This is a genomic window from Mycobacterium palustre, assembly GCF_002101785.1.
Classification (GTDB): domain Bacteria; phylum Actinomycetota; class Actinomycetes; order Mycobacteriales; family Mycobacteriaceae; genus Mycobacterium; species Mycobacterium palustre.
On the sequence record NZ_LQPJ01000116.1, the window covers coordinates 11,762 to 36,608 of the forward strand.

The following is a 24,847-nucleotide window of genomic DNA, read 5'->3' on the forward strand; positions in this document are numbered from 1 at the left end:
TCAAGGAGGGCTAAAGATGACGCAATATGACGGACGGCGCGTGGTAATCACCGGCGGGACAAGCGGAATGGGGTTAGCCACTGCAAAGCTCCTGCTCGACAGGGGAGCTCGCGTCCTAGTCACTGGGCGGTCCGAGGCCGCACTGCAGTCCGCCCGTGGCACCCTCGGACCGAATGCGATTGCAATCCAAAGCGACGCCACTTCAATGCTCGACATCGACGCCCTCGCCGACCGGGCGAAAGCCGAATTCGGCAGTATCGACCTGCTGTTCGTGAACGCCGGCTCGACCCACTTCGTGCCGTTCGAGGATATGACCGAGGCGGTCTACGACGGCCTGTTGACCCTCAACACCAAGGCGCCATATTTCACCGTGCAGAGATTCGTCCCGCTCATGGCCGAGGGCAGTGCGGTAGTGCTGACCACCTCGGTCGTGAATGTAATGGGCCTGCCACTGGTCAGCGCCTACTCGGCCAGCAAGGCGGCGCTGCGCTCGATGGCGCGCACCTTGGCCGTCGAACTGCTGCCGCGCGGCATCCGCGTCAACGCCGTAAGCCCCGGTCCCATCGACACAACGATCCTCGCCAAAGCGATGCCTCCGGAGGACGCAGAGCAGACGAAATACCAGATGGCTCAAGATAATCCGATGAAACGCCTCGGTCATCCCGATGAGGTCGCCAAGGCGGTGGTTTTCCTCGCGTTTGAAGCCACGTACACCACCGGAGCCGAACTCCCAGTCGACGGAGGCGTATCCCAACTATGAAACTGGCGTCAGCATGTCTGATGCGGACCGGCTCAGCGCTGGCCGCGACACTCGCAATCGCCTGCACCGCCGCGTCTTCGGCGACCGCGCAACCGGCGGCCAAGGAGCTCAAATACGTCGCCATGGGTGACTCCTACGCGGCGGCGCCATCGGTTCCAGAGCCCGCCCCGCCGCTGGGCTGCGGCAAATCGACCAACGACTACCCATCGGTTCTGGCGCGCCGACTCGCTCCGAGCAACTTCACCGACGTAACCTGCGGCGGCGCAACCACGAATGACATCATGCACCAAGCAGAACAGACACCGGCGGGTCCGGTGCCATCGCAGATCGATGCGGTGAGCAGTGACACCACACTGATCACAGTCAGCATCGGCGGCGCCGACATAGGGCTGTGGCCGATTGTGATGCACTGCAGGACATCCTCGCCTGAGGCCGCGCCGTGCACCGATCAATACCGTGGCGGAGGCGATCAGCTTTCCGCAGGAATTGACGCCCAGGTGCCGGCATGGGCTGCGATGGTTGATGCCCTAAAAGCCAAGGCGCCGAACGCGCGCATTATCATCGTCGGTTACGGGACGTATATGCGCCCGGGAGGGTGCTTTCCCGAGCAGCCAATTCTCCCGCAAGACGGCGTCTACCTTCAATCAAAGATTGACGAGATCGACGACCGGCAAAGGGAACTCGCTGCCGACAAGAAAATCGAATACTTCGACACTAGACCCCTAACCATCGGCCACGACGTGTGCGCGCCGCCAGCCGAGCGATACATCGAGGGCTACACCGTCATGCATCCGGCACTGCCCTTGCACCCGAACGCATCAGGGGAGGCCGCAATAGGAAACGCCCTGGCTGACTACATTCGGTAGCGAACACGACACACCCTAGGCGCATTCGATCCTGAAAGGTGTTAAACACATGAATTCCCAACTGATGTGGCGGACCTTGGCACATGGTGACGCTTCTGCAACGCATACGGCCACCAGGGGGAGATCTCCTGACCACCAGTGGGGAGAACTACATGACCGTTGACACGCTGTCGGCGCGAATCCCTGCGGCCACCCGGAAGATGACCGCAACAAACACCGTTCCCAGCATCAAAAGGCAGATGTCCCAAGGCGAGCGTCGCTGAATCGCCGCGCGGGCACGCAGACGCAGGCTCACCACTTGCACCGAGCCGTAGCCGAACAGCCTCCAGGTAAAGTCCGCCGTTTGCGAGGCATACCAGCGCGGCAGGGAGAACGCATCCTCGTCACGAGACCCGAAGGTCGGATTGGGTTGCGGTTGGTCATGAATCGCTAAGACATAGCCGTCGATGATGGTGCTCAAGACGAACACCGTCACTCCGCACGCGCCGGCAGCACAGCGGCGCCGTGCGCGCCGCAGGGTGATTGCCGGCCAGCCATGCTCGCTCACTGCGCGAAGTCGAGGGCGTCTTAACGTCATGGCCCCGCCACCCAAATCCATTGAATCAGCAGGTGCAACCTACCTGCGCGAAGCGCGCCAGCAGCTGTAGATCAGTAGCACGCTGATACCGGCCAGTTTCCGACACCCGCGGGCGGATCTTGCAAGGGTCGTAGGCCAGCCGCCGACCCGATCACAACAATGTAGTAGGACGTTCTGCGTCTGCGCGATGACCATGTCAATTGGCGGAAGACCACTTCAGTTCGAGAGGCGAAGACGCCGAGGCAACCGCGCGGCCAAACCAAAAGCCACTCGACGGCTGAGATCTCACTTGATCGGCCCACCGGGCAGCCACCGCTCGATTGGCACTGTGTCCTCGTGTCAACAAACGGCGCGAACCAGAAAGTGTGTGCGAGCGGCACCAAAAAGGGACGCCGGTCCGAGCCGAATTCACCGAGTGAACCAATACTTACCTCCACCGTCAGCTCGCGCGCCCGTCTGGGCGTTTATAGGTGGCTGGCGCTGAACGCGGAGCACCCTTTGGTCGGAATGACCATACTTGCAGATTATTGCGATGATCACGCGAATGCACGCCACTTCAACACGCGTCAGCGTGTCGGTGTATCTGCAGTCACACTTGACCAACCGCGTGAGCCATGTCACGCTGCCATGAACAAACGTTAACTGCGGCGCCGCGCGGGGTGGGGTTTAGCGGAGAGGTGGTCTACGGACGAGATGGTCTGCAGAGAGGTTTGGCAGATGTGGCTGCGCTCGATCACTTACCACGGTGGTCGGCGCATCGCAATGCGGGCGATGGTTGCCGCGCCCGCGCACCAGTCGGCTGTCTGTGGAGGCCAGTGATGACGACCCGCCTCAACGACAGGCCGGCGAGGGCAGAATCGTCGAACGGGCCAGACATCTTGGCGCATGCCGAGCCCGGTCGCGCGCAGCAGGCGTTGACTGCGAGCTTGTCGACGGTCGGCGGAGCGACATCGCGGATTCGCTCGATCCCAATGCGATCGCTCGCCACGACAGGCCGCGGCGCGGCGCTGGCGGTTGCGGTGGTGCGTTATTCGGTCATTGACTCACTTAGATTGAGACTGCCCGTTGGTGAATTGTTAGTGCAGGCATGGCTGTTGCTCACAGTGACGGCGTTGCCAGCCATCCTGATGGCCATACCGTTTGGCGCGATGGTGTCGGTCGTTGCATCTGGGTTTGTTAACCAGGTCGGTGCAAGTTCACTGCTGGGCGCGGCGAGTGGCGTCGGAGTTGTTCGCCAGGGTGCGCCCATTACCGCGGGGCTGTTGACGGGGGGCGCGGCGGCTTCTGCCATTGCCTCTGACTTCGGCGCCCGGGCGATTCGTGAGGAGCTTGAGGCGCTACGGGTAATGGGGGTAGACCCGGTCCGCCGATTGGTCGTGCCGCGATTTTTGGCGTTGGTTGGGATCGCCCCGATCTTGATTACCGTTATTCTCATTTCGGGCGCCGGCTCGTCATACGTTCTCGCAGTGGTGTTCAGCGATGTGACACCTGGAAGCTTCTGGCAATCGTTTGGCTTGTTCGCACATCGAGTCGATGTCTGGTTCACGATGGCGAAGGCCATCGTTTTCGCCGCAATCGTAGCGATAATTTCCTCATTGCGAGGAATGGAGGCGGTACACGGCCCGCGCGGTGTAGCCGATGCGGTCAACTCAGCCGTAGTCCTCAACGTCGTCTGCGTTGTTGTCACGAACCTCGCCATCACACAAATTCAAGTGATGTTCTTTCCTTCGGCAGTCGCATGATGGCTACTCCGTCAACACTCTATGGCGCCGGGTCGTTAGCGGTGCGGCGTATCAGAACGCCATTGATGGAGGCCGGGCAATGGGCTGTGTTTATTGGGCAGGTCTTCTGGTCTCTGTCGCTGACAGTCCGGCGGTATTCGCGTCAAACGTTGCAAGCGATGAACAGCCTCGCCTGGGGGAGAGGCTCGATCATCGTGGATGGTGGAACGATCAGTGTACTGATCATCCTCGGCATAGCGATAGGTGCCTCAATAGCGATTGAGGGGTTCGCCGTGCTCAACCTCATCGGTTTTGGGTCCTTGTCGGGCATCATTGGCGGCGTTGGCACCGTCCGGGAGATCGGCCCACTGGTCGGTGGTATCGCATTCACCGCACAGGCCGGGTGCCGTATGACTGCGGAAATTGGTGCTATGCGCATTTCTGAGGAGATCGACGCTGTGGACGCGATGGGTCTGCGGCCAATTCCCTTCGTGGTCGGTACTCGTCTCATCGGCGGACTGATGGTGGTGATCCCCGGGTACCTGCTGACATTAGTCACAGCATTTTTCGTGCAGAACACCGTAATTAAACAGTTTTACGGCCAGCCGGTGGGGACGTATGACCATTACCTCGATATGTTTGTCACACCGACAGATCTTGCGTATTCGCTACTAAAGGCAAGCGTCTTCTGCATGGCGGTCACTTTGATTCACTGCTATTACGGATATTTCACGTCCGGAGGACCCGCTGGGGTGGGTCGGGCATCGGGCCGCGCGGTGCGGGCAAGCTTGGTCACAATTATGTTCCTGGATTTCACGCTGACTGTGATGCTCTGGGGCCTTCAACCGCAGTTTATTTTCAAGGGGTAGGCGCAACGTATGTTGTTAAGAGGTTCCCAGGAGTCTCAGCAACGGACCTTGACAATGGTCGGCACCGTGCTGGTGTTGTGCGGCGTTGTTGCCGGGTGGATCATTGTGTCCGATCCATTCAGCGGCCGCCGATCTGACCAAATTTCGATTGCCATCGACACGCCTTACGTGGGCCAGGGCGTTCGGGCCGGGACTGCGCTAGTCATGCACGGTGTCCAGGTGGGCGTCGTCAAAGCCAAAACTACTCTGCCCAGCGGTGGCGTTCGACTGGTCACCGACTTGCAACGGGGCCCGATCGCCGGCCTGACCGACACGATGAAGATTGATTTCCGGCCCATTAATTACTTCGGTGTCACCGGTGTCAACATTGTTGCAAGTCGCGGTGGGCATGAACTCCACGACGGCATGCGGGTGACTACAGTGCCGCAAGCCAATTCCACGCTTCAGGCCCTTTTAAACCGCCTCGGACAGGTGTCCACCGCCGCGTTAACGCCCAAGCTGATATCGGTGATCGATCGGGCCGTTCAATACACTGACGGGCTCAATCCCCTGGTCGAGACCCTACTTATTGTTACGCATACGGTCGCCGATGTCCAAACAGTCCCCACAGCACGCTTATTAACTAATGCGACGGGAGTTGGTGTTGCATTTCCTTCTTTCACCGATGCGGTGGTCGGCACCATCTTTAACATCATCGATAAGCCGCGCAGATTCCCTGCAGACGTATGGAAGAGTGGTCCGCAGGAATATATCCGCTTCGGTTCGACGGATTTCTTCGGAGGCGCAAGCCGGATACTGGTAAATTACATCGACGATTTGATGCCGGTAATCGATAGCGTGAAACTCCTCTCGGACCCGGTGCCGAATTTATTCAGACCAGACGATTTTGCGAATACACTGGTGCAACTGCGGACACGATATGAGAAGCTTTTCGCCGGTAACGGTGAACAGCGGGCACTTCAAGTGAAAATCGTGCTAGATAGCCTGCCCGGTGTACAGGCTCCGCTCGGCGCGATGGGCGGTCCGCAGTGAACTCCAGGGCTGCGCTGTGGCGTCTTGCGATCAGCGCGGCAATCGCATTTGCTCTTTTCATATTGCTCTTAAGCGGTGTTTCCGAGCCATTGAAGGCACCGACACGGGCCTACACGGCAAAATTCACGGATATTTCCGGCCTGCACGAAGGCGCTGACGTGCGTGTCCGCGGTGTCCTTGCGGGGCGGGTGGTTTCCATGGCTCTGGAGCGAAGACGGGGACAAAGTGTTGCCTCTGTCGACTTTACGCTGGACAAGAAATATGGCGTTTTGTCCAACACGCGAATTGCCGTGAAATTCCAGACTCTTACCGGCGCCAGGTACCTCGATGTAATCAACCCGGGGGAGGGCTACTCACCGGCGAGTCTAGTAACGACTGTGCCCACGACGATGACGGAGCCATCCTTTGACGTGACCAGGTTGTTTAACGGACTTCAACCGGTGTTCGCAACGCTGAGTCCCGAGGAGCTCAATGCGTTCGCGGCGAATACCGCTAACTTCCTGGAAGGAGACGGAAATGGCTTGGCGCCGGTGCTGGACAGTATCCGTAAACTGACCGAGTTCTTGGCGGATCGTCAGCAAGTTGTGGCGACGTTAATGCGCAACCTGTCTGACGTCGCAGAGGTTATGGGAGGACACGCGACGGATTTGGCGCATCTCATCCGCATGGCGAACGAACCAGTGGACGAAGCCTTAACCGTGCTGGACGAATTCCGGAAATCGCAGCTCTACGGGCCGGGATTCTCCAGTGCGCTTGTCCGCCTGTTGAGCAATGCCGGACTTAATAATCGGATCGAGATCGATACCGCTATGGACACGGCGTTCAACAACCTCGACAGAACCTTCGATGCGTTCAAGCTGATTCCGGTCATGTGGGAAAACATTCCCCCTCCGCCCGCGGCCGGGGAGCCGCAGCCGTGCGCGCGCGGGCGCGCCCGGCTGCCGATCAGCATGGACGTCCTGTTGAACGGGCAACGGGTGGTGCTATGCAACCGTTGAGGCTGTTCCGTAATCCCATGACCTGGGGTGCCGCGGCACTGGCAGTCCTCACCGTGGTGGCGCTCGTCGCGGCGGTGCTCTATGCCAGCCCACCAGGGCAGAAGACGATCTCCTTCTACACCGACGATGCGGCGTCGATCCGGAAGGGAGATCAGGTGCGGATCGCCGGCATCGCTGTCGGCAAGGTCAAGGACATTGCGCTCGAAGCCGATCGCGTGCGCGTACAGGCCCGCATCGATGACAGCGCATTCGTGGGGGACAAGTCACAGATCGAAGTCCGAATGCTCACCGTCGTAGGTGGCTACTACGTCAACCTCGTTTCGCTGGGAGACACCCCGCTAGGCAGCAATACGATTCCACTGGAACGCGTGACCATGCCTTACAACCTAGTACGCGCCCTCAATGACACGGCGAAGATCACCGAAAACATTGATACGAAGCCGATCAACGAGTCGCTCAAGCAGATACAAACAGGGCTTAACACCGGCCAAAATTTAGAGACGCTCAACGCCGTGGTTGATGCCGGCAATCAGCTCATGTCCACAGTAGACAGGCAGCGAGGACAGATCACCACGATCTTGAACCTCAGCGATGAATATCTAGAGCAATTAAAAGATGTTCGAGGAGTCCTGGAGCATATGATTGAAAAAATCGCAATCATTCAGGCCTCGCTCGAAATTTTCAGCAAGGGATTCGGCGCAGCGCTTTTCGGCATGGGCCGCGCGTTACAGGCGCTCAAGCCGGTCGGCGTATTTTATGACCACCATCGCGCGGAAGTTATCGAGAAGATGCGTGAATTCTTAGCGAAGGGACGAATTTGGATTAACCACAACGGAGCGATCGTTCGAGGCCTGCGGGATATCCAGCGCCACATCGAACGGGTGCTCGACGTCCAACAGGCGCCGCCAGAACTATTGGCGACCGATCTGTGTATTCCGATGCCGGGGAGTGCCTGCTAGTGACGAGATCAGCGAAACGTCGTGTGCGCTGGGCGACCGCAGCGCTCAACTTCGTCCTCTGCGTTGCGGCGGCGGCTGTGCTCACCGGCGCAGTGCGGGCGCCCACGCAGCATCGATACACAACTTACTGCGCGATCATGCCCGACAGCGTTGGCCTCTATGTAGGTAATCCCGTGACACAGATGGGGGCGAAGGTCGGCGAGATCAGCGCCATTACCCCCGGGCTCAAGTCCGTTCGCGTTGACTTCAAAGTCATCGAGAACCGCCCGTTGCCCGATCAGGTTAGGGCTGTGACCAGGTCGGCGTCGATCCTTACCGATCGAGTGTTGGAACTCGTCGGCAACTACAAGTCCGGTCCGCGATTGCCCAGCAAGGCGTGCATTCCGCTTTCGAGATCATCGACACCCAAAAGTCTGTCCGACATCATCGGCTCCGCAACCAGTTTCCTGAACGCGATCAACCCTGATGGCTCGACAAATATCGGCGGCGTCGTTGCGGGAATCGACCGAGCTCTTGGAAACGAAGGCCTGCAGATAAACAAACTCCTGACGACGTCGTCGGCGGTGCTTGACGCTCCCGACCAAGCGATTAGTGACCTCCGTTCCATTATCACCAATTTAGCTGTTCTAACATCCACATTAAGGGACGTCGAAGGGCCGCTAAAGGATGCGCTCCTTGCGACCTATCAGACGACGGCGGACGTCGACCGAGGACTGTACGGCGGCTACGGGGTATTTAACTCCGTCACCGAGCTGGTAACCTTAGTCTCCGACCTGGAAATATATTTGGGCGACGAATTCCAGACCGTGTACAACGACCTGGAATATGCGCTTCGGAAGTTCGGCGCACACTCCGCCCTTTTTGCCTCCCTGCTAAAGCCTTTCCCGGTGTTAATTAACTGGCTGGAAAGACACGCAAACGACAAGAACTTCTTCACCATCAGATACCGACCGCCGCTGTATCGCGTCGCGACGCCTGTCAACGGGCTTGTCACCTGCGGCGCGATGAACGCCGCAAGCCCCGGTAGCTGTACTGACGTGGCCGGGAAACCTTACGCGGTTGATGTTGCGCTCCTACAGTACGTGCTGACTCAGGCGGCGCAGCGATGATGCACCGCACCAAGCTCCTGGCGATCGTGACCGCGACCGTTGTCACGGTTTCGTCCTGTGCATCGCTCGACGTGAACGCTCTGCCCGCCCCAGGTAACTCGTTCTCCGGCGGCTACACACTCGTCATGGAATTCGACAACGTGCTCAACCTGCCGGCTCGCGCGAAAGTCACGCTGAATGGCATCCTCGTGGGAGTCGTCACAAGCGTCGCGGTCGCGGGCAGCCACGTCGACGTCACGTCGCGCATCGACCCAACGGTCTCAATTCCGTCGAACATACACGCCGAGTTGCAGCAAGCGACGGTCCTCGGCGACATATACGTCGCATTGGACCGCCCCGCCGACAGTACGCCGACCGCACCCGCGCTACTGCCGGGGTCGAGAATACCTATCACCCAAACGACGTCCCCGCCACAGCTCGAAGACACCATCGTTCACATGGCGGATTTCATCGGCAGCGGATCCATTCAACGTTTGCAGAACACTATTATCCGCCTGAACCGCATAACACCGCCTTCCTCCGAGGTACGTAAGATCGCCTCACAATTCGCTGCCGACATCTCGGACCTATCGAACAATATCGAGACGGTCGACAAACTGCTCACCGGCATCTCACAAACTACTGAGGTTCTGCACAACCGAATGCCCGACTTGAAGGCCGAATTGTCACCGCAAGGCATGGTTGGCTGGGATAATGCGATCGGGCTTCTCAAACTGGTCAGCACCGGTTTCCCGAGCGTGGGCAGTGTCTACTCCGGCGGGTTTTGGCTGGTCCCTCTATTGAATTCGTTGGCCAATGCCCTCGACGCTGTACGGCGATCGAAATGGGCCTTCGAAAGCGAAGTGCCTAAATGGCGAGACCTCTTCATCAATTATTTTCTGCCGCAAGATAAATATCCGGCTATCAACATCACGTCCATCGTCGGGCCCGACGGACGGGAACTGGTGGACAATATAAAAGACGTGCTGCGGATGCTCGGTGGCATGCCATGAGAATACGGGGAGCATTATCATTGGTGGCTTTCGCCGCCATCATCGTGTTTGCCTTGAGCTACTTCAAGGCCATGGTTGTACCGGTCGCCCCTCCCTCTCAACGCACCCACATCTCGATGGAAGTATCGGATATCAACGGCCTTGTTGTCGGTTCCAGCGTGCAGTTGCGCGGGGTGCCGATTGGCGAAGTGAGCAACATAACGACGGGCGTGGCGGGCGCGACTATCGATTTTTATATCGATAGTCGCTACAAAGTTCCAACTGATAGCAACGTGCGTCTGGAAAATTTATCCGCCCTCGGTGAATCCTACATCGAACTGGTGCCGCTCAGTGAAGGCGGCCCTGTATGGCGGAATGGCCAGCGCATTGCCACCGCGGCGATAACCCAGCCACCGTCGATCTCTGAACTCGCGGCAAGTGTTGTTCGGATTCTCAATCAGCTAGACCCGCGAGCGCTGAAAAACATCGTTGCCGAGGTCGACGCGGCGCTGCCGAGCCCGACGGCGGTCCTGCCCAATCTATCGCGTGCCGCGACCCTACTAAGAGACAGCGCAGCGACCATGAACGGAAAGGGTTGGGATTTGCTCGACAACTTCCAGGCACTGTTCCGTAACGCTGGTTTCGTCGGTCCCGTGCTGGCCTTCAACGCCCCGTATGTCAGCCGAATCGGCCAAGTTCTTGATCCGCTGTTCAGCTGCGTCAGTGAGGGATATAACCGCGGGGGACCACAATCGATCAAAAACTTCGCGCACTTTGTCGCCCGAATTGAACATCTTCTGGACAATTCGCATGGAGATATCAAGATCATACTTCAGTCGATGCTGCCCTACCTCAACGATATCTCCGGCTCACTTATGAACCTCGACACCAGCCAAGTGCTCAGCAACATGTTGGCCGCAGTCCCCGAGGACGGCGCGATCACACTGCATGTCACCGTCCCTGACGCGGGGGCTGGAGAACACCCATCCGCAGCTCCGCAGGGCCCTGGGGCCGCCCCACCTTCCAATGCCGGAGCGCCCGCACAGGAACCGGTCCTGACAGGAGCACCCACGGCTCCTCCACACGGCACGAGCGCGAATGGCCCAACTATCGCTCCGCCAACCGGCGAAACCGCAGACGATGCTCCTCCCGAATCCATTCTTCAGATCCCTGCCTGCAAACCTGTTTTCCCAACAGCCACCACGCCTGCGCCACACGCTGACGCAACCCCAAGAACGCACCGTCAAGCAGTTTCTACGCCCGCCATTCCGGGGAACTAGCCGGGATCCATCAGATGCGAGCTATGTACCGAGAAAGGTCACGATGATGGCAGCTACCAAGACCGATACCCGCAAATTGGAGTCCGCTCTGACGGACTCACCGGACCCAGAAGCTGGCCGCGTGGATGATCCGACGATTACGAATGCCGATGATTTGCCCGACGCCGAAGTCACCAACGCCAGCGACGACGAAAGCGGTATCGAGGTAGGAGGCGAACAAAAAACCGAAAAGCTTGGAACCTTTGGTGGCCGCCCGCCCCGGCGCCTGTCGATCTCCATTAGTGCTCGGAACTTGGCCCATGCAGTCCTGATTGCCGCTCTGCTGGGCGCGGTCGCCACATTCGCCTGGCTGTATGTCGACGCTCGTCACAAGCTAGACGACCAGAGCCGCAGACAAAGTAGTTATGCACACGCCGAGAAGGTTGCACTCGACTACGCGGTCAGCGCCGCAACGATGAATTTTCAAGACCTCAATGGGTGGAAAGCCAAACTCGTCGCCGGCACTAGTCCAGAACTGACTGACAAGCTTACGAAAGCGGCGGGTTCCATGGAACAGATCCTGATCCCGCTGCAATGGAACTCGACTGCGCAACCGCTTGTCGCCAAGGTTCACTCGCATGACAACGGCGTCTACGTCGTTGACTGTTTTGTCAGCGTCCAAACCAAAACTGCCCAAGCCCCAGATGCCCTGCAGTCCACGGCCACATACAGTCTCACGATCGACAGCAATAAGAATTGGCAGATCACCGACGTCGGCGGAATTGGTGCGGTCGTCGGGCAAAGATAGCTTGGCCAAACCCGAGGGAAATAGGCGTGGCGTTATCCGTGATGAGCGTCGACAAGGTATTGAGGCATAGAGCCGCGACGGCGGCTTCGGTCCGCGGGCAGAACATCCGCCACCGCGCTGACATTTGGGCAGTTCTGACGATTGCCCTATCGGCGCTGATTATCGCCTGTGATTCAACGGCACAGGCCGACCCGCAACCCCCGCCAACCGACCAACTGATACGCCCTCTTCCCGTGATGATTCCGAAGCCGACGAATTGGAAGCCCAAATTCCCATTTCCATACGATCAGACCAAAAATCACGTCACCGACGCCGATATCCAGGCCGAGGATGAAATGTGTCAGTGGTTTACCGCACAGTACCAGATACTCAATGACCAAATAGGAAGACTACAATTCGACCGCATCAACCCAAACGGAACGGACTTCGACTATAGCGTCGACGGGCTTCAGCAGCAGGTTGACATCGTCATCGCAAATATCGATCAGGCCACCGCTTTTCTGGCGCCACGCGCCCAAGCCCTGACCCAAAGTAAAGACTTCGCGGGTGACAACTATTTTCCAATTTATGAGGGCGAGGCTTTCTATGGCCTTTGGCAGCAGCTATCCAACGTGAGCGATGGGATAAAAGCCCATCAACCCGACTGGTTCACGGGGCCCTCATATCTCCGGATGAAGAGATTGGCCAGCGAAATCCACCGTTCACATGTCTGCGATTAAAAGGATCACTGTATGCGTTTCGCCCCTTCGGTGCCCAACGACGACACGCACCCACGCCCGCGCCCTCGCCGACCGCAACAGCAGTGGCTGCACCGACCGCTTGAAGACCGCCGACATAGGATTTCAATGCCGACTGCGATCGTCGCATTTGTCGCTGCAAGCGTCGCCCAGGCGCCAGCGGCGTCGGCAGACTTTGCCGGCGATCTCGCGAACGCGGTCATGCAAGCGCGTGGCACGTCGTGCGGACAATTGCGCCGTGACCCATCAGCCGACCAAACAGCCGTGTTCGTAGTGCAGACGACGAACAAATACCTTAACCACACGGCACGCGTAGCCCCCGGCCGCGTCAACGCGCAGGGTCAGCTCATCGTGGACCCGCTTCCGATGCTCAAAGATCTCGGATCCAAGGCGAGCAGCGCAAAATCCATAGAAGGTGCCGGCAAAACGCAAGCCGACGCGATTAAGTCGACAGTAATAACCGGGTATAGGGACATCCCCAATTGCTCCTACACCGAATACGGTATGGCCGTGCTACCGAATGACAACCCGGATGGGTATTTTCTCACCGCACTAGTCTTGGCGGGCTCCTAGGTGCGCTCGCCGAAATATGCCAGATTCGACGTTCCGGTTATGCAGACCGCGACCGAGCGGCCGGCAGGCCCGGTACGGAATCCACGCTCTCGAAGAGTGCGGCGCACTCCTCCTATCTTCGGGAACACCATGAATAGAATTCACGTGTTCGGGTTGGCCGTCATCACGAGCGCCGCGCCGCTGGCATTTCCACCCACGGCCCGCGCTGACGAAAGCGTGACCTATGAGATCATTGCGGATCAAGACAATGTGCCGGCAGCAAATGTTGAGTATAACGAGCGCTCGGTGCGCAAAGCAGCACAGCAGGTTGCGCTGCCATGGCGACTGACCGTCGATGTGCCAGACGCGGTCAGCCCGACAAATAAAGGTGCCGAGATTCGCGCCGACTGGCGACCATATCGCTGGCCGTACAAATACGTGACGGTACGCATTTACCGTGGAGATCACCTTCTCTGTGAAAGCACGCTCGATGTTGGCGACGCGACATGCTACGGCAGCACGCCACACCGGAACTTCCCTCAAACCGGCGGTGGATGAACACGTACCTTGCACGTCGGCCGGTGGACGAGGCGTAGAAATGGAGGCGCTCGGATGAATCGACGCAAACGGTCAGAGCCATCTAGAGGCAGCACTGTTCGCCGGTGGCCGGTGGCGATGGTGTCGGTGATGGGTCTTTGGTGGTGCACCACGGCAGCATGGGCTGACCCGATCGATCAGCCGGCTGCTCCCAATCCGTACCCGTCGGACAGCCTCGTGCTGACGACCTATACTCAGGCCGACCCTGCCGATTATTTTATGCCCGGTGTTTACGGTGTTTATTTTTTGACGCCCACGGGGCTTAACTGCGGAATTTGGCTCAGGGGAAGTTTTGGCTGCGAAGGTTTTCTTCCCGGGACTCCCCCCGGGACCGAACACGTCGGCTGGTTCAACGATGATACCAGGGCACACTACGATCCGTTTATTGCCATCGGCTTTCCGAACGTGCGGGCGGCGCGTGTATTGCCGCCTCGCACTTATATCAACTGGAATGAAACGACTTGCGCGATCATGGCAGATACCAGCACGTACTGTCATCGCGGTATGTTTCGGTTCTTTGTTACACCTAGTTTTACGGCGGTCAGCCAGTGAAATTAACTTGCTGGCGGCGGATCTGCGCGTTGCGTGTTCGGTTCATGAATGATGGCACTAGTTTTACTTCGAGCAGAGCGGCCTCCATTAATGAATTTGTTCGACCGGGGACCATTTTGATACAGCCACGTGGTCGGACAACGTTTCCTGCGCGCGTGCGGGTTCCGCAGCGTGACCCCGTCATGGCCGAAGGCAGCATGACAGGGGGGATGACCGGCGACGCGCGCTGTCTGCGAATGCTGTGCAAACGCCAACGAGGCGATGAACAGAGCGCGGCCATGGTTGTGCGCCGACGCAATTGCAGCGCGACTAGGCGTTCATGCACCGAGGCCAGATGTGTACAAGAAGATCGTCGCTGGAAGGCGGCCGCGGTGAAACGGGCCGGGCACCGATCGACCGCGCAGGCCCGCCCAGCAAGCATCGGCCGCCCCATCACGAGAACCGGCATCGCCCCCACCGTTCGCCAAGTCAGCGTGAGAGTCAGGCGACGCTACACCTGCAGGGCATATCGGTGACTCCAAGATTATGCTGGCGGCAGCCTTGAGGCAGCTCAGACGTACACGATGGCACGGCTTTTGGCCGGCCCTGCTGAGAACGGACCACATCCGCGGGGGATCAACCGATCAACCGCCGCGAGCGAGCTGTCTCAGGGACGAAACGAAATGCACTCGTCAATTCCCGATATCAGAGGAACGACGCAGCGTAGGCCCCCTTGCGTTCAACCGGTGCGACCGTCGGCTGCCACGGCATCGAGCACAATCAGGGGTGCCCGCAAGTGGAGGTGCGCTTGTGCGCCTCACGCGATTGGTCCTTGCCGACCCGCGCCGAATTCTCGAGGTGGTGGCGCTCATTACGGTTGCCGCGGGAATCTTCGGGTTTCCTGTCATCGACCACCTGTCGTCTGGCGGATTCGAAGACCCCGCAGCCGAGTCGTCGCGCGCCGCAGATCTGTTGACGACCAAGTTCGGCCGGGGTGATCTGCAGATGGTCCTCGCGGTGACTTCCGATCAGGGTGCACTCAGCACTGCAGCCCAGAGTCTCGGCCGCGAAATCGCCTACCGGCTAAGCACTTCTGAGTATGTATCGGGGGTGGTCTCGGCGTGGACGTCGCCCCCTCCGACTGCCGGCGGTCTCATCAGCAAGGACGGTAAGACGGGCCTGGTGGTCGCCGGGATTCGCGGAGGCGGGACCGAAGGCCAAAAGCACGCGAACGAGCTCGCCGCCGCGCTGGTGACCACCCGTGACGGTGTGGCCGTCACCGCCGGCGGACCCGCCATGACGTATGCGCAGCTCAACCGCCAGTCACAGAGCGACCTAGTCACGATCGAGACCATTGCGATTCCGCTGTGCTTCGGGGCGTTGGTGTGGGTGTTCGGCGGGCTGCTGGCCGCCGCGCTACCGCTTGGAGTCGGCATTGTGGCGATCATCGGCGTCACCGCGCTGCTGCGCCTGATCACCGCCGCAACGCAGGTATCGACCTTCGCTCTCAACTTCACGATCGCCATGGGTCTGGCGTTGGCGGTGGACTACACGCTTTTAATCGTGAGCCGGTTTCGAGATGAGCTGGCTGGCAACGATGATCGAGCGCACGCACTGATGGCGACGATGATGACGGCGGGCCGAACCGTGCTCTTCTCGTCGTTGACCGTAGCGATGTCGATGACTGCGCTTACCTTATTTCCCATGTACTTCATGCGGTCATTCGCTTTTGCCGGCGTCGCGGTGGTTGCGCTGACCGCTACGGTCTCACTGGTGGTCACGCCTGCGGCGCTCGCAGTGTATGGCGACCGGCTCGATTCGTTTGACGTTCGCCGTCTCATGTGGCGGCTACTGCGACGTGGGGGACCGGTTGCGGTTCCGATTGAGCGGTCATTCTGGTATCGCACCACCAAAGTCGTTATGCGACACGCTTATTCGATCGGGCTGCCGATAGTAGCGCTGCTTGTGGTGGTTGGCTCTCCCTTCATCGGTGTGAAATGGGGTTTCCCGGACGACCGTGTGCTACCAAAATCAACCTCAGCTCGACAGGTCGGTGATCGGCTACGTGAAGGGTTCGCGGTTAACCCGATGCTGGACATGGCCGTCGTGGTCCCTGACGTGACTGGTCTGACCGACGACGACCTAGGCCGTTATGCCGCACGGGTATCCACGATTCCCGATGTCGCGTCGGTGTCATCAGCGGAAGGGACCTTTGCGCGCGGCCAGCTCATCGGGCAACCGTCGGGCCCGGCGGGCGTGAAGGACGGCAGCGCGTATTTCACTCTGCACAGCACTGCCGTGTCAACCGCCGCCTCCGACGCCCAGTTGCAGCGCCTTCACGAAACGATAGGACCGGGCGGAAGATCCGCGCTGATCACCGGCCTCGCCCAGGTCAGCCGTGACACCGCCGGGGCGATCGTCTCCCGCGTTCCCCTGGTGTTTGCGGTCGTTGCGGCGGTGATGTTTGTGTTGTTGTTGGCCCTAACGGGCAGCGTCGTAATTCCTGCAAAAGCGCTGCTGCTCAACCTGCTTTCGTTGACCGCCGCCTTCGGTGCGCTGGTATGGATCTTTCAGGACGGGCACCTTGGCGGCGTTGGCACCACCACCACAGGAGCGCTGGTGGCCAGCATCCCGGTGCTACTGTTTTGCATCGCGTTCGGCTTGTCGATGGACTATGAAGTATTCCTCATGGCGCGAATCCATGAACAGTGGCGAGCCTCTACGCGGACGAAAAAGGACAACGACGAAAGCATCGCGGTTGGCCTGGCTCGCACCGGCCGGGTAGTGACCGCCGCTGCGTTGGTGATGTCGATATCATTCGTGGCGCTAAGCGCTGCACACGTATCGATCGTGCGGATGATTGGCCTGGGTCTGGCACTGGCAGTCATCGTCGACGCCACTCTGGTTCGCATGTGTCTTGTCCCCGCATTCATGCACATTCTCGGCGCCGCAAATTGGTGGGCGCCGCGACGTTGGAAACGACTGCTGCACCGCAGCGTGGCTCGCGGCGGACCACTGCCGGCCGAAGAGCTAAACAAAGATAGTCGTTGCGACGGGATCGCCTTTGTTGAGCGAAAGGCCCGCCTTGCAAGCTAAATGCGGCCTTAGCTGCTGAAGCCGGTCGCGGACAGCACGAAGAGATCGTCGATCACGGCATCGCCTCGGCCCAACCGATATGACCATCGAAGCCAAGTCGCTTCGCCATGTCGCGATACTGGTCCCGCAGGCGCAAGTACGTCCGGGTCTCGTCACAGGCCCAAGCTAGTTTCGCTTCAAGTCGGGTCAGCCAGACATCACGCACGGCCAGCGGGTCGTCGCTGGGTGCCTTCACCAGCCGATCCACTGCGGCCCGCGCTGCGGCCAAGTCACCATCAGCGTCACGATCAAGTAGTGATTCCACCAGAACAGCTGTCGCGGGAGCGCCCCACGAGGCCAGTTTTCCCTCGCTGGCCAAACGTTCGACGACATCGCGCATGAGCGATAGCGCGGCGCCGCGATCCCCATGACGAGCCTCTTCCCGTGCCAAATACAGGGTGACGATCGGCAGCTCGGATGTGATGTATTCCCTGCTGAGGAACACTTCACCGACCTGGGCCAATAACCGGTTTCCTCGGTGACGTTCTGCATCTGTTTCGCGGTGCACCAACGCGATCCCCAAGGTCACCCTGGCCAAGCCCACTGCGAGCTCATCATCCGATTCTTCGACAGCGCGTAATGCCTTCTCAACCTCGAGCAGCGTTCGGTCGTCGGACGCCAGAACGCCCACCGGAATCCCCGGAAGATAGATATGACTAACAACTCTGGCATACGACATCGGATCAGCGCTGCGAGCCATGGCCAGGCTGTGGTCCAAGTCGTCACGCCATCCCGGACGACCCAGCCAGTAGCGCACTCTCGCCCGCTGACCTAGTGCGAGAGCAAAGGGACAACTGATAATCCCGTTGCTGGTCGAAAGATCGCCGTCGACCAGGCCGGCGACGTGTGCTGACCATTGCGGCGCGTCAAGCTTGTCATGACCTTGATCCAGGGGTTCGATCGCCGAGACGGACGGGTCGACCGTCAGGCCTGCATCGTCAATAGACTCGATGAGGGCCATTGCTTCCCGCGCCAATTGTGAACCCTCCCGGATACGCCCCCGGTGCGCATGGTCCATCACCAACCCCGCCATTGCGACGAATAGCGATACCTTGTCACCGGCAGCGGCGCACAGTTCCCGCAACTCCTCGAAACGATCGGCGGCGGTGTCGACGCCGATCCGGTAGGCGATCCCGCACAGCCTGGTTCGTGGGGCAATCTGCATGGTCGCTCGTTGTGGGTCATCGGCCGGCAGGGCATCCGCAATGCGTCGGGCGCGCTCCCAACTCAGTCTTGCCGCAGCGATGTCGCGGTTGGTTGCCCAGGTGGCCGCTCGCATGTGCCAGCCGTACGCGGAGTGCAGATCCCCTGCCGCTTCGAGATGTTCGGCAATCAGTGCAGCATTTTGGTCGGCCGCCTTCGGCTGCTGGGCCTCGATCGCGGCCGCCACTCGCCGGTGCAGCTGAGCGCGGTCAGATGTCAATTGTGACTCGTAAGCCACGCTGCGGATGAGCGGGTGCCGAAACGCGTACTCAGATTGCGCGCTGGAACCCACCCGATCGATAAGCTCGACGGCGATCAGCTCCTCGATACCACCTTCGATTTCCAACCGGGACAGCACGTCAGCATGGAAGCGAAACCCAACGACCGCAGCAGCACACAGCGTGAGTTTGGCAGCGCGACTTAGTCGGTCGATGCGGGCGGCCAGCGTCGCCTGCAATGTCGCGGGCACCTGAGTCTCTCTGACATCCGTCGAGCACGTGTAACGGCCCCGCTCGCCCCGCAGCACATCGCGTTCGGTGAGGTCACGGATAATTTCCTGAGCGAAAAAAGGGTTGCCCGCGGCGCGCTCGCTGATGACCTTGCTGATCTCAGCCACCGACGGATCCGAGCCCACCAGTTCCCCAACCAGCATCGACGTTTCCGATTCCGTCAGCGGCTCCAGGGCGATCGTCAATGCGCCTTGAATGTTCCGCAGCGCCCCCTGGTACTCGGGCCGGTAGGTCAATATCACCATCGACTGGGCGCGAGCCTCGATAGCGAGAAGGTCGGCGAGCATCGATTCGCTGGCCTCGTCGATCCAATGCGCATCCTCCACGACAATGAGCGTGGGTTGGCTGCGGGCAACCTGGGCGGTCGTGATCAGCGCGGTCAACCGTTGCCGGCGGGCATCTGAGTCAATTGCGGGCATCTCCACATCCAATTGGCTCACGCCGAGAAGGTCATTCAGCAGCAGCAGGTCCAGCGGATCGGCATCGGGGAGCTGATCTCGCACTCGTGTCCGCGCCGTCGCAGCGTCCAGCCCCTCCACCTGAAGGACTGCGCGCAACAGGCGTGTCACCACACCAAACGGAACATCGGTGGCGTGTGACTCACAGAAAGTCGAAATAACGTCCATACCAACACTTTTGGCTTGCTGCGCAGCTTCGCCGACCAGTCGGGTCTTGCCAATACCTGCTGTACCGACCACCGCAGCTATCGACGTGTGTCCGCTCATCGCACGGTCGAGCATCGAAGCCAGCGCGGCGAGGTCTCTGCTGCGACCTATCAACGACGATTCCCATGCACGGTTTGGCCGGCGTCCCGCGTCTACCTCCAGCAACCGGCGTGCCCACACCGGAACGTCGCCACCCTTGATGTATACCTTCTGCGGCTCCGCCAGCACAGCAATGTTCTCGACGAGTCGAGCGGTGGACCCGCTGAGCATGACCCCGCCCGGTGGAGCGGCCGACTCCATCCGTTGGGCCATACCGACCTGCTCACCGATCGCGGTATAACCGGCCGCGGTAGTGCCGATCTCACCGGCAATGACCTTCCCAGAACTCAGTCCGATCCGCACGCGAAGATCGACACCATCCAACCTAGCGACCTCGCCTGACAGGACTGCGATTTCGCGCTGGATTTCCAGCCCGGCGCGGCAGGCCCGTAGCGCATGGTCCTCCAAAGCAAATGGTGCGCCGAACACTGCCATGATCCCGTCTCCGGTGAACTTATCTAGTGTGCCACTGAACCGGCGGACCACCCCGGCCGCGCAATCGACAAGTCGCGCCATGATTTCGCGTAACCGCTCGGGGCCCACCGCGGCGGCGATGTCCATCGAACGCACAACGTCGGCGAATAGCACGGTAACCTGCTTGTATTCCGCCGCCAGGGCCGACATCTCAGTCGCCGCACCGCATTCATCGCAGAACTTCGCATGCGAGCGCAACTGCGTGCGGCATGTCCTGCATACCAACGTGGCTGTCATGCCGGCACCACCCGTATAGCTGCGTGGAAACTATCGCGACTAGCCAGTCGCTGACCTCATCCGATCTTGAACAGAGTCCGCGCTGCCCCGCCGAGCAACAGATCCCGGGCGTCCGGTTTGAGGTCTAATTCCTCGATCGCTTGCAGCGCTTCACCGTATTCAACAACCGGGAAATCGGTTCCGAACAGCACCTTGCCCCGACCCCGCCCATTCGCGAAGCGAAGCAAGTCTTGGTCCCAGTACCGGGGATGGTGCGCTGAGGTCCCGATGAATATGTTGCGGTGCTTCCAGGCTAGGGCGATGAGTTCCTCAACCCACGGCCAACCAGTATGGGCAGCAACAATTTTCAGTTCCGGCATATCGAGGGCGATCTCGTCGAGCAGGATAGGCCGGCCGAGGTGCGATGGCATCAGCTCGGCCGAGTGGCCAACCTGCATCACAATCGGAACGTCCATCTCCACACATTTGGCGTAGTAGGGGTAGTAACGCCGGTCGTTAAGCGGGATACCGAATCCGTAGGTGTGCAAATGGGCTCCGACGAATTTCGCATCGCGAATGCACCTTTCGAGTCGGCGTACGCCGTCCATTCCCTCGGTCGGGTTGATCCCACACAGTCCCATGATGCGATCGGGCGCAGCGGCGGTCAGCTCAGCTACTTCCTGATCTGGGACGTCCCAAATCATCCGGCCGGTGTTGTATGCACGCATCTTCACGGATGGCACCAGCACGACGTCCACGCCGCTATCATTCATGTAATCAACGAACTCGCCCGCCGTCCGACCTACCAGTCGGGACTCCATATGCCACCAGGCGACGACTTCGGCGATTTCTGGCGCACCGCGCCAATACTTATCGAACGCCTCGGTCGTAAAAGCGTTGCACCACGTGTCTATTGCACCCACGAGGACTGAGTCTAAGCGCACCGATCCTCCGATGTAAACAATCGCTAACTGCAACGTGCGGGGTTAACGTTTCCGGGGGCATGCTGGCCTTCCACGTCTCGCCTATCACATACGCAACCCACGCGTCGCACGCCGGTGGCGCAACGCCCCCTAGCAACGGGGACGATTCGCCATCATCGTCTACCAATGCCGACAGGTCGACTCAAACCGCGGTGTTGCTCACCTCAAAAGTGGAAAGTGGAAAAGAATGCACGGGATGTCCTCGACAAGCAACCCAGGCGTTTCCAACGCGGCGAAGTGGTTACGGGTGTCGGCGTCGCTGCACTGCACGATGTTGCATACGCTTCGGCCGTACCGACCGATCGCGAAATCCTGACGGAATACCGCGACACCCATCGACACCGGCGATTGCTCGGGTACCGGAGGGTGAGCATGTGTACTGCGGCGGGCTCCCACGAATCGAACAAGGCGTCGGGGAGAGGGGCGCGGTGGTCACTTGCGATCGTGCGCACATCATCTCTCGCATCGTGCCGGACTTCCCTAAGTAAACGAGCGTGAACTACGATAGTCAGGTTAGTCCATGGCATCGAGCCCTGCTTGGCTCGGAGAAAGGAAGTCTCCGATGAAGTTATGGCGCATCGCAGACGACAAATACTGGGGTGTCATGCCATCCGGAACCGACTGGGCGGCAGCGGTGGCAGCAGCAGGCGAGCAGCAGGGATTGAAGTCATCGATCCACGTTCTTGGGGATGCAACCGATGAGCGAAGCCCTGCAGCCGCCGTGGTGGCGTACCCACCCAATTACGTACTACCGCGTCACTGCCATGACGGCGAGCGACTCGAGATCATCATCAGCGGCTCAGTTGAAGTCGAAGGCCAATGGCTCGGCCCGGGGGACATCTGGACCTCAGGCGCAAACCAGTTCTATGGACCCCATAACGTCGGGCCGGAAGGCTGCACCACATTGGAACTTGTGCCAGTGTCGGGAACGCGAAGGCTGACGTTCGACGTGGGCGATCGTCGCGTCGACGTCGATTTTGGTGATCCCACCTCGGTGGCCAACGCCGCCGAATTCCTGCAGCAGTTAACAGGTTGAGGCCCCTGTGATATCCACGCCGGTATGACGTTCGGCCGTCGGTCCGACGTGCAAGCCGCCGCGTGAGATCAGTTGTCCGCCAAGTGATGGAGCCACAGAACAACGGCTTCGGCAGCCCAATACACAGGGACTCTCACGTCAGTCGTACGACATCGATCGTGGGAAATATGGTTGGTCGCCGCGGCTGTGGGCGAAGAATCACCGCCAGAGAGGTAACGACGCATGGAGTTAGCCGAGACGGCGCTGAAAGAGGCTTTCCGCAACTTCGCCGTGCGCCTTGATCCCGAGACAGATCGCGAATATTGCGTGCGCGGCCGACTCAGCGAAGCCACGCCGTCGAGATCGGACGTGGTTCTGTTGGTTGCCGGGGCGACGTACGGGCACCAATATTGGGATGCACCGTACCGGCCAGACATCTATTCGCTGGTGCGTTGGTTGAACCGGGCTGGCTATGACGCCGTGGCACTTGATCGCATCGGCATTGGCGGTAGTGATCGGCCCCCGGCAGCAGCAGTGACATTGCCCGTGAATGCCTATGTCGTGCATCAGGTTGTGCAGCACCTACGACGGAGGTGGAGTCGCGTATTCGTTGTCGGCCACAGCATGGGATCGTTAATTTCGCTGCTGGAAGCCGCGACATATGACGACGTCGACGGAGTGGTTGCCACCGGGCTGCTGCACACTGAAGACGCGAGAGCCGAGTTCATTCGTTACTTTCACCCCGCTGTCCACGACCGGCGCTTCACACACGATCCTCCCCCCGAGGGATACATCACCAGCAGTCCGGGCGGTCGCCTTGCTTGCTTCTATTGGAGGGAGACGGTTGAGGATGCCATCCTGCGGTTCGACGAGGCGACCAAGGAGACGGTCACCATGTCGGAACTCGAGACGATCGACTTAGCGCGATCTCCGTCGGTGAGCGGAGCCGTGTCCACCCGAGTACTAACTGTCATCGGGGAGCGGGATATCACGGCCGCTCCAGAACCGATCACGGCCGGCGGTCTCCTGGCGACGTCCGAGCGCCGCTACTACAACAGCGCCCGCACCTATGACATCGCGGTGGTTCCGGCGACGGGCCATAATCTCTGCCTGCACATAACCGCGCCTATGCACCATGCCTTCATCATCGATTGGCTGAGAAACATCTCGTAATGCAGGGACTTCTGCACGCTAGCCTGGGCACGCCGCGGACAGTACCGCTAGTCGGCAAGCTCAACACGCCCGCGACGACGTCCAGATCCCGCCGTGGCGTAGCGAGCCGCGCACTGCCCGCAGCTGGAGGCAAGACAGATAGCCGTTCTAGCATCGTTGGCTGCTCGCCAAGCTCGGCGTGTGGGATCCGGGTTTGGCCATGCTTACCTCGGAATGTGAGACGATGTCATTGTGAGTGGCTGGTGGAGAAATAGTGGATAAGAGCGACGAATCACAGCTGCCGCGGCGCCAGCAGCTGTTGGGCATCGCGGGCCAGATGTTTTCCCGGCAGGGTTTCGCCGGCACAGGTGTCGACGAAATTGGGGAGGCTGCCGGGATTACGGGTCCGGCCCTATACCGACACTTTGCCAATAAGCAGGCCATCCTTGATGCCCTGATCGTTGAGGGCATGCAGCGGCTGCTGAAGTCAATTCAAGGCATTGCTCTCTCCGAGGCTGAAGCCAGCAAGTGGTTGGATCAGCTGATCGAAGTGCGGCTCGACTTCGCGTTCGGTCCCGATCGCTATGCATTTGTGGTGCGCCGCAACGAACAAGACAAAATCTCCAAAACTGCCCTGCGGAAGCTGGCGGCCATGGAGGAGATTTATTGGGCCGACTGGTTGCGTGTCATGGCGGCGCTGCGGCCATCTGTGCCGACGACCATCCTTCGGCGCGCAATCTATGCCGTGCATGTCTTCATGGGCTACCTTGCGCTCGAGGAAGATCTTGACGACATCGGCGATGTGCGGGCTCACATCGCTGCCATGGTCCGGGCCGCCCTGTTCGCTGACCCGGTCGAAACGCATCCCGCAACCGCAGACCAGCCTGCACGCAAGCAACCACCGCGCAGGACCGCTCCTAGCAAAAATGCACGATCGGCGGTCTCTCGGTCAGGGCGGTCCGGGCGCAAGGAGTAATTCCCCAGAAGCGGCTGACGGCAGCCACCCGCAAAGTCGCTAAAGGCCGGTGACGGCCCTCGCGGCACCGGGTT

At 59.9% G+C, this 24,847-nt stretch carries 22 protein-coding genes; 19 read left to right on the forward strand and 3 right to left on the reverse strand.

Annotated features, from left to right (window positions below; all coding sequences use genetic code 11):
* Window positions 1-16: 16 nt before the first annotated feature.
* The gene (locus AWC19_RS18725) at window positions 17-760 is read left to right on the forward strand and encodes an SDR family oxidoreductase (protein WP_085079504.1); all 744 of its coding nucleotides are present in this window, start codon (window positions 17-19) and stop codon (window positions 758-760) included.
* Window positions 757-1,626 (forward strand): SGNH/GDSL hydrolase family protein, encoded by an 870-nt coding sequence (locus AWC19_RS18730; protein ID WP_085079505.1) that lies wholly within the window; start codon window positions 757-759, stop codon window positions 1,624-1,626. The genes AWC19_RS18725 and AWC19_RS18730 overlap by 4 nt, the downstream gene beginning before the upstream one ends.
* A gap of 148 nt (window positions 1,627-1,774) precedes the next feature.
* On the opposite strand, the gene AWC19_RS18735 is transcribed toward AWC19_RS18730, so the two are convergent.
* Window positions 1,775-2,173: a hypothetical protein gene (locus AWC19_RS18735; RefSeq protein WP_142281288.1), complete on the reverse strand. Its 399-nt coding sequence runs from the start codon at window positions 2,171-2,173 to the stop codon at window positions 1,775-1,777.
* 848 nt (window positions 2,174-3,021) lie between these two features.
* Between AWC19_RS18735 and AWC19_RS18740 the strand changes: the two genes are divergently transcribed.
* The 14 genes from AWC19_RS18740 (at window position 3,022) to AWC19_RS18795 (ending at window position 17,442) form a co-directional block, all read left to right on the forward strand.
* Window positions 3,022-3,945 carry an ABC transporter permease gene (locus tag AWC19_RS18740; RefSeq protein ID WP_085079542.1) on the forward strand — a complete coding sequence of 308 codons (924 nt, stop codon included), beginning with the start codon at window positions 3,022-3,024 and terminating at the stop codon, window positions 3,943-3,945.
* Window positions 3,946-4,010: 65 nt separating this feature from the next.
* Window positions 4,011-4,793 (forward strand): ABC transporter permease, encoded by a 783-nt coding sequence (locus tag AWC19_RS18745; protein ID WP_245849112.1) that lies wholly within the window; start codon window positions 4,011-4,013, stop codon window positions 4,791-4,793.
* 54 nt (window positions 4,794-4,847) lie between these two features.
* Complete coding sequence (locus AWC19_RS18750) at window positions 4,848-5,825, forward strand: Mammalian cell entry related domain protein (protein ID WP_245849114.1); 978 nt, start codon at window positions 4,848-4,850, stop codon at window positions 5,823-5,825.
* Window positions 5,822-6,823, forward strand: a complete 1,002-nt coding sequence (locus AWC19_RS18755) for an MlaD family protein (protein ID WP_085079508.1) — start codon at window positions 5,822-5,824, stop codon at window positions 6,821-6,823. Before AWC19_RS18750 ends, AWC19_RS18755 begins: the two co-directional genes overlap by 4 nt.
* Before the next feature lie 17 nt (window positions 6,824-6,840).
* A complete protein-coding gene (locus tag AWC19_RS18760) occupies window positions 6,841-7,782 on the forward strand; it encodes an MlaD family protein (RefSeq protein ID WP_245849116.1) in 942 nt (313 codons plus the stop codon).
* A gap of 23 nt (window positions 7,783-7,805) precedes the next feature.
* Window positions 7,806-8,891 carry an MlaD family protein gene (locus tag AWC19_RS18765; protein ID WP_245849118.1) on the forward strand — a complete coding sequence of 362 codons (1,086 nt, stop codon included), beginning with the start codon at window positions 7,806-7,808 and terminating at the stop codon, window positions 8,889-8,891.
* Window positions 8,891-9,883, forward strand: coding sequence for an MlaD family protein (locus AWC19_RS18770; RefSeq protein ID WP_085079510.1), 993 nt, complete (start codon window positions 8,891-8,893; stop codon window positions 9,881-9,883). The genes AWC19_RS18765 and AWC19_RS18770 overlap by 1 nt, the downstream gene beginning before the upstream one ends.
* 23 nt (window positions 9,884-9,906) lie before the next feature.
* On the forward strand, window positions 9,907-11,142 hold the full coding sequence (locus AWC19_RS18775) for an MlaD family protein (protein WP_245849120.1): 1,236 nt from the start codon (window positions 9,907-9,909) through the stop codon (window positions 11,140-11,142).
* A 46-nt stretch (window positions 11,143-11,188) separates the two neighbouring features.
* Complete coding sequence (locus tag AWC19_RS18780) at window positions 11,189-11,929, forward strand: hypothetical protein (RefSeq protein ID WP_245849122.1); 741 nt, start codon at window positions 11,189-11,191, stop codon at window positions 11,927-11,929.
* A 26-nt stretch (window positions 11,930-11,955) separates the two neighbouring features.
* Window positions 11,956-12,648 carry a hypothetical protein gene (locus AWC19_RS18785; RefSeq protein WP_245849124.1) on the forward strand — a complete coding sequence of 231 codons (693 nt, stop codon included), beginning with the start codon at window positions 11,956-11,958 and terminating at the stop codon, window positions 12,646-12,648.
* A 126-nt stretch (window positions 12,649-12,774) separates the two neighbouring features.
* On the forward strand, window positions 12,775-13,239 hold the full coding sequence (locus AWC19_RS29290) for a hypothetical protein (protein ID WP_142281289.1): 465 nt from the start codon (window positions 12,775-12,777) through the stop codon (window positions 13,237-13,239).
* Between the two features lie 144 nt (window positions 13,240-13,383).
* The gene (locus AWC19_RS18790) at window positions 13,384-13,776 is read left to right on the forward strand and encodes a hypothetical protein (RefSeq protein WP_245849132.1); all 393 of its coding nucleotides are present in this window, start codon (window positions 13,384-13,386) and stop codon (window positions 13,774-13,776) included.
* Window positions 13,777-13,887: 111 nt separating this feature from the next.
* Window positions 13,888-14,367 carry a hypothetical protein gene (locus tag AWC19_RS29295; protein WP_142281290.1) on the forward strand — a complete coding sequence of 160 codons (480 nt, stop codon included), beginning with the start codon at window positions 13,888-13,890 and terminating at the stop codon, window positions 14,365-14,367.
* A gap of 789 nt (window positions 14,368-15,156) precedes the next feature.
* Window positions 15,157-17,442 carry an MMPL family transporter gene (locus tag AWC19_RS18795; protein WP_245849126.1) on the forward strand — a complete coding sequence of 762 codons (2,286 nt, stop codon included), beginning with the start codon at window positions 15,157-15,159 and terminating at the stop codon, window positions 17,440-17,442.
* Window positions 17,443-17,494: 52 nt separating this feature from the next.
* Here the strand turns inward: AWC19_RS18795 and AWC19_RS18800 are convergent, their stop codons facing one another.
* Together AWC19_RS18800 and AWC19_RS18805 are read right to left on the reverse strand one after the other, a co-directional pair.
* Complete coding sequence (locus tag AWC19_RS18800; protein ID WP_085079514.1) at window positions 17,495-20,668, reverse strand: ATP-binding protein; 3,174 nt, start codon at window positions 20,666-20,668, stop codon at window positions 17,495-17,497.
* A 56-nt stretch (window positions 20,669-20,724) separates the two neighbouring features.
* Entirely contained in the window at window positions 20,725-21,570 is an 846-nt protein-coding gene (locus tag AWC19_RS18805) for an amidohydrolase family protein (RefSeq protein ID WP_085079547.1), read from the reverse strand.
* 622 nt (window positions 21,571-22,192) lie between these two features.
* Here AWC19_RS18805 and AWC19_RS29300 point away from each other — a divergent pair.
* The 3 genes from AWC19_RS29300 (at window position 22,193) to AWC19_RS18820 (ending at window position 24,773) form a co-directional block, all read left to right on the forward strand.
* The gene (locus tag AWC19_RS29300) at window positions 22,193-22,666 is read left to right on the forward strand and encodes a cupin domain-containing protein (RefSeq protein ID WP_142281291.1); all 474 of its coding nucleotides are present in this window, start codon (window positions 22,193-22,195) and stop codon (window positions 22,664-22,666) included.
* 222 nt (window positions 22,667-22,888) lie between these two features.
* Window positions 22,889-23,818, forward strand: a complete 930-nt coding sequence (locus AWC19_RS18815) for an alpha/beta hydrolase (protein ID WP_085079516.1) — start codon at window positions 22,889-22,891, stop codon at window positions 23,816-23,818.
* A gap of 253 nt (window positions 23,819-24,071) precedes the next feature.
* Window positions 24,072-24,773, forward strand: coding sequence for a TetR/AcrR family transcriptional regulator (locus tag AWC19_RS18820; RefSeq protein WP_085079517.1), 702 nt, complete (start codon window positions 24,072-24,074; stop codon window positions 24,771-24,773).
* The last annotated feature ends 74 nt before the right edge of the window (window positions 24,774-24,847 follow it).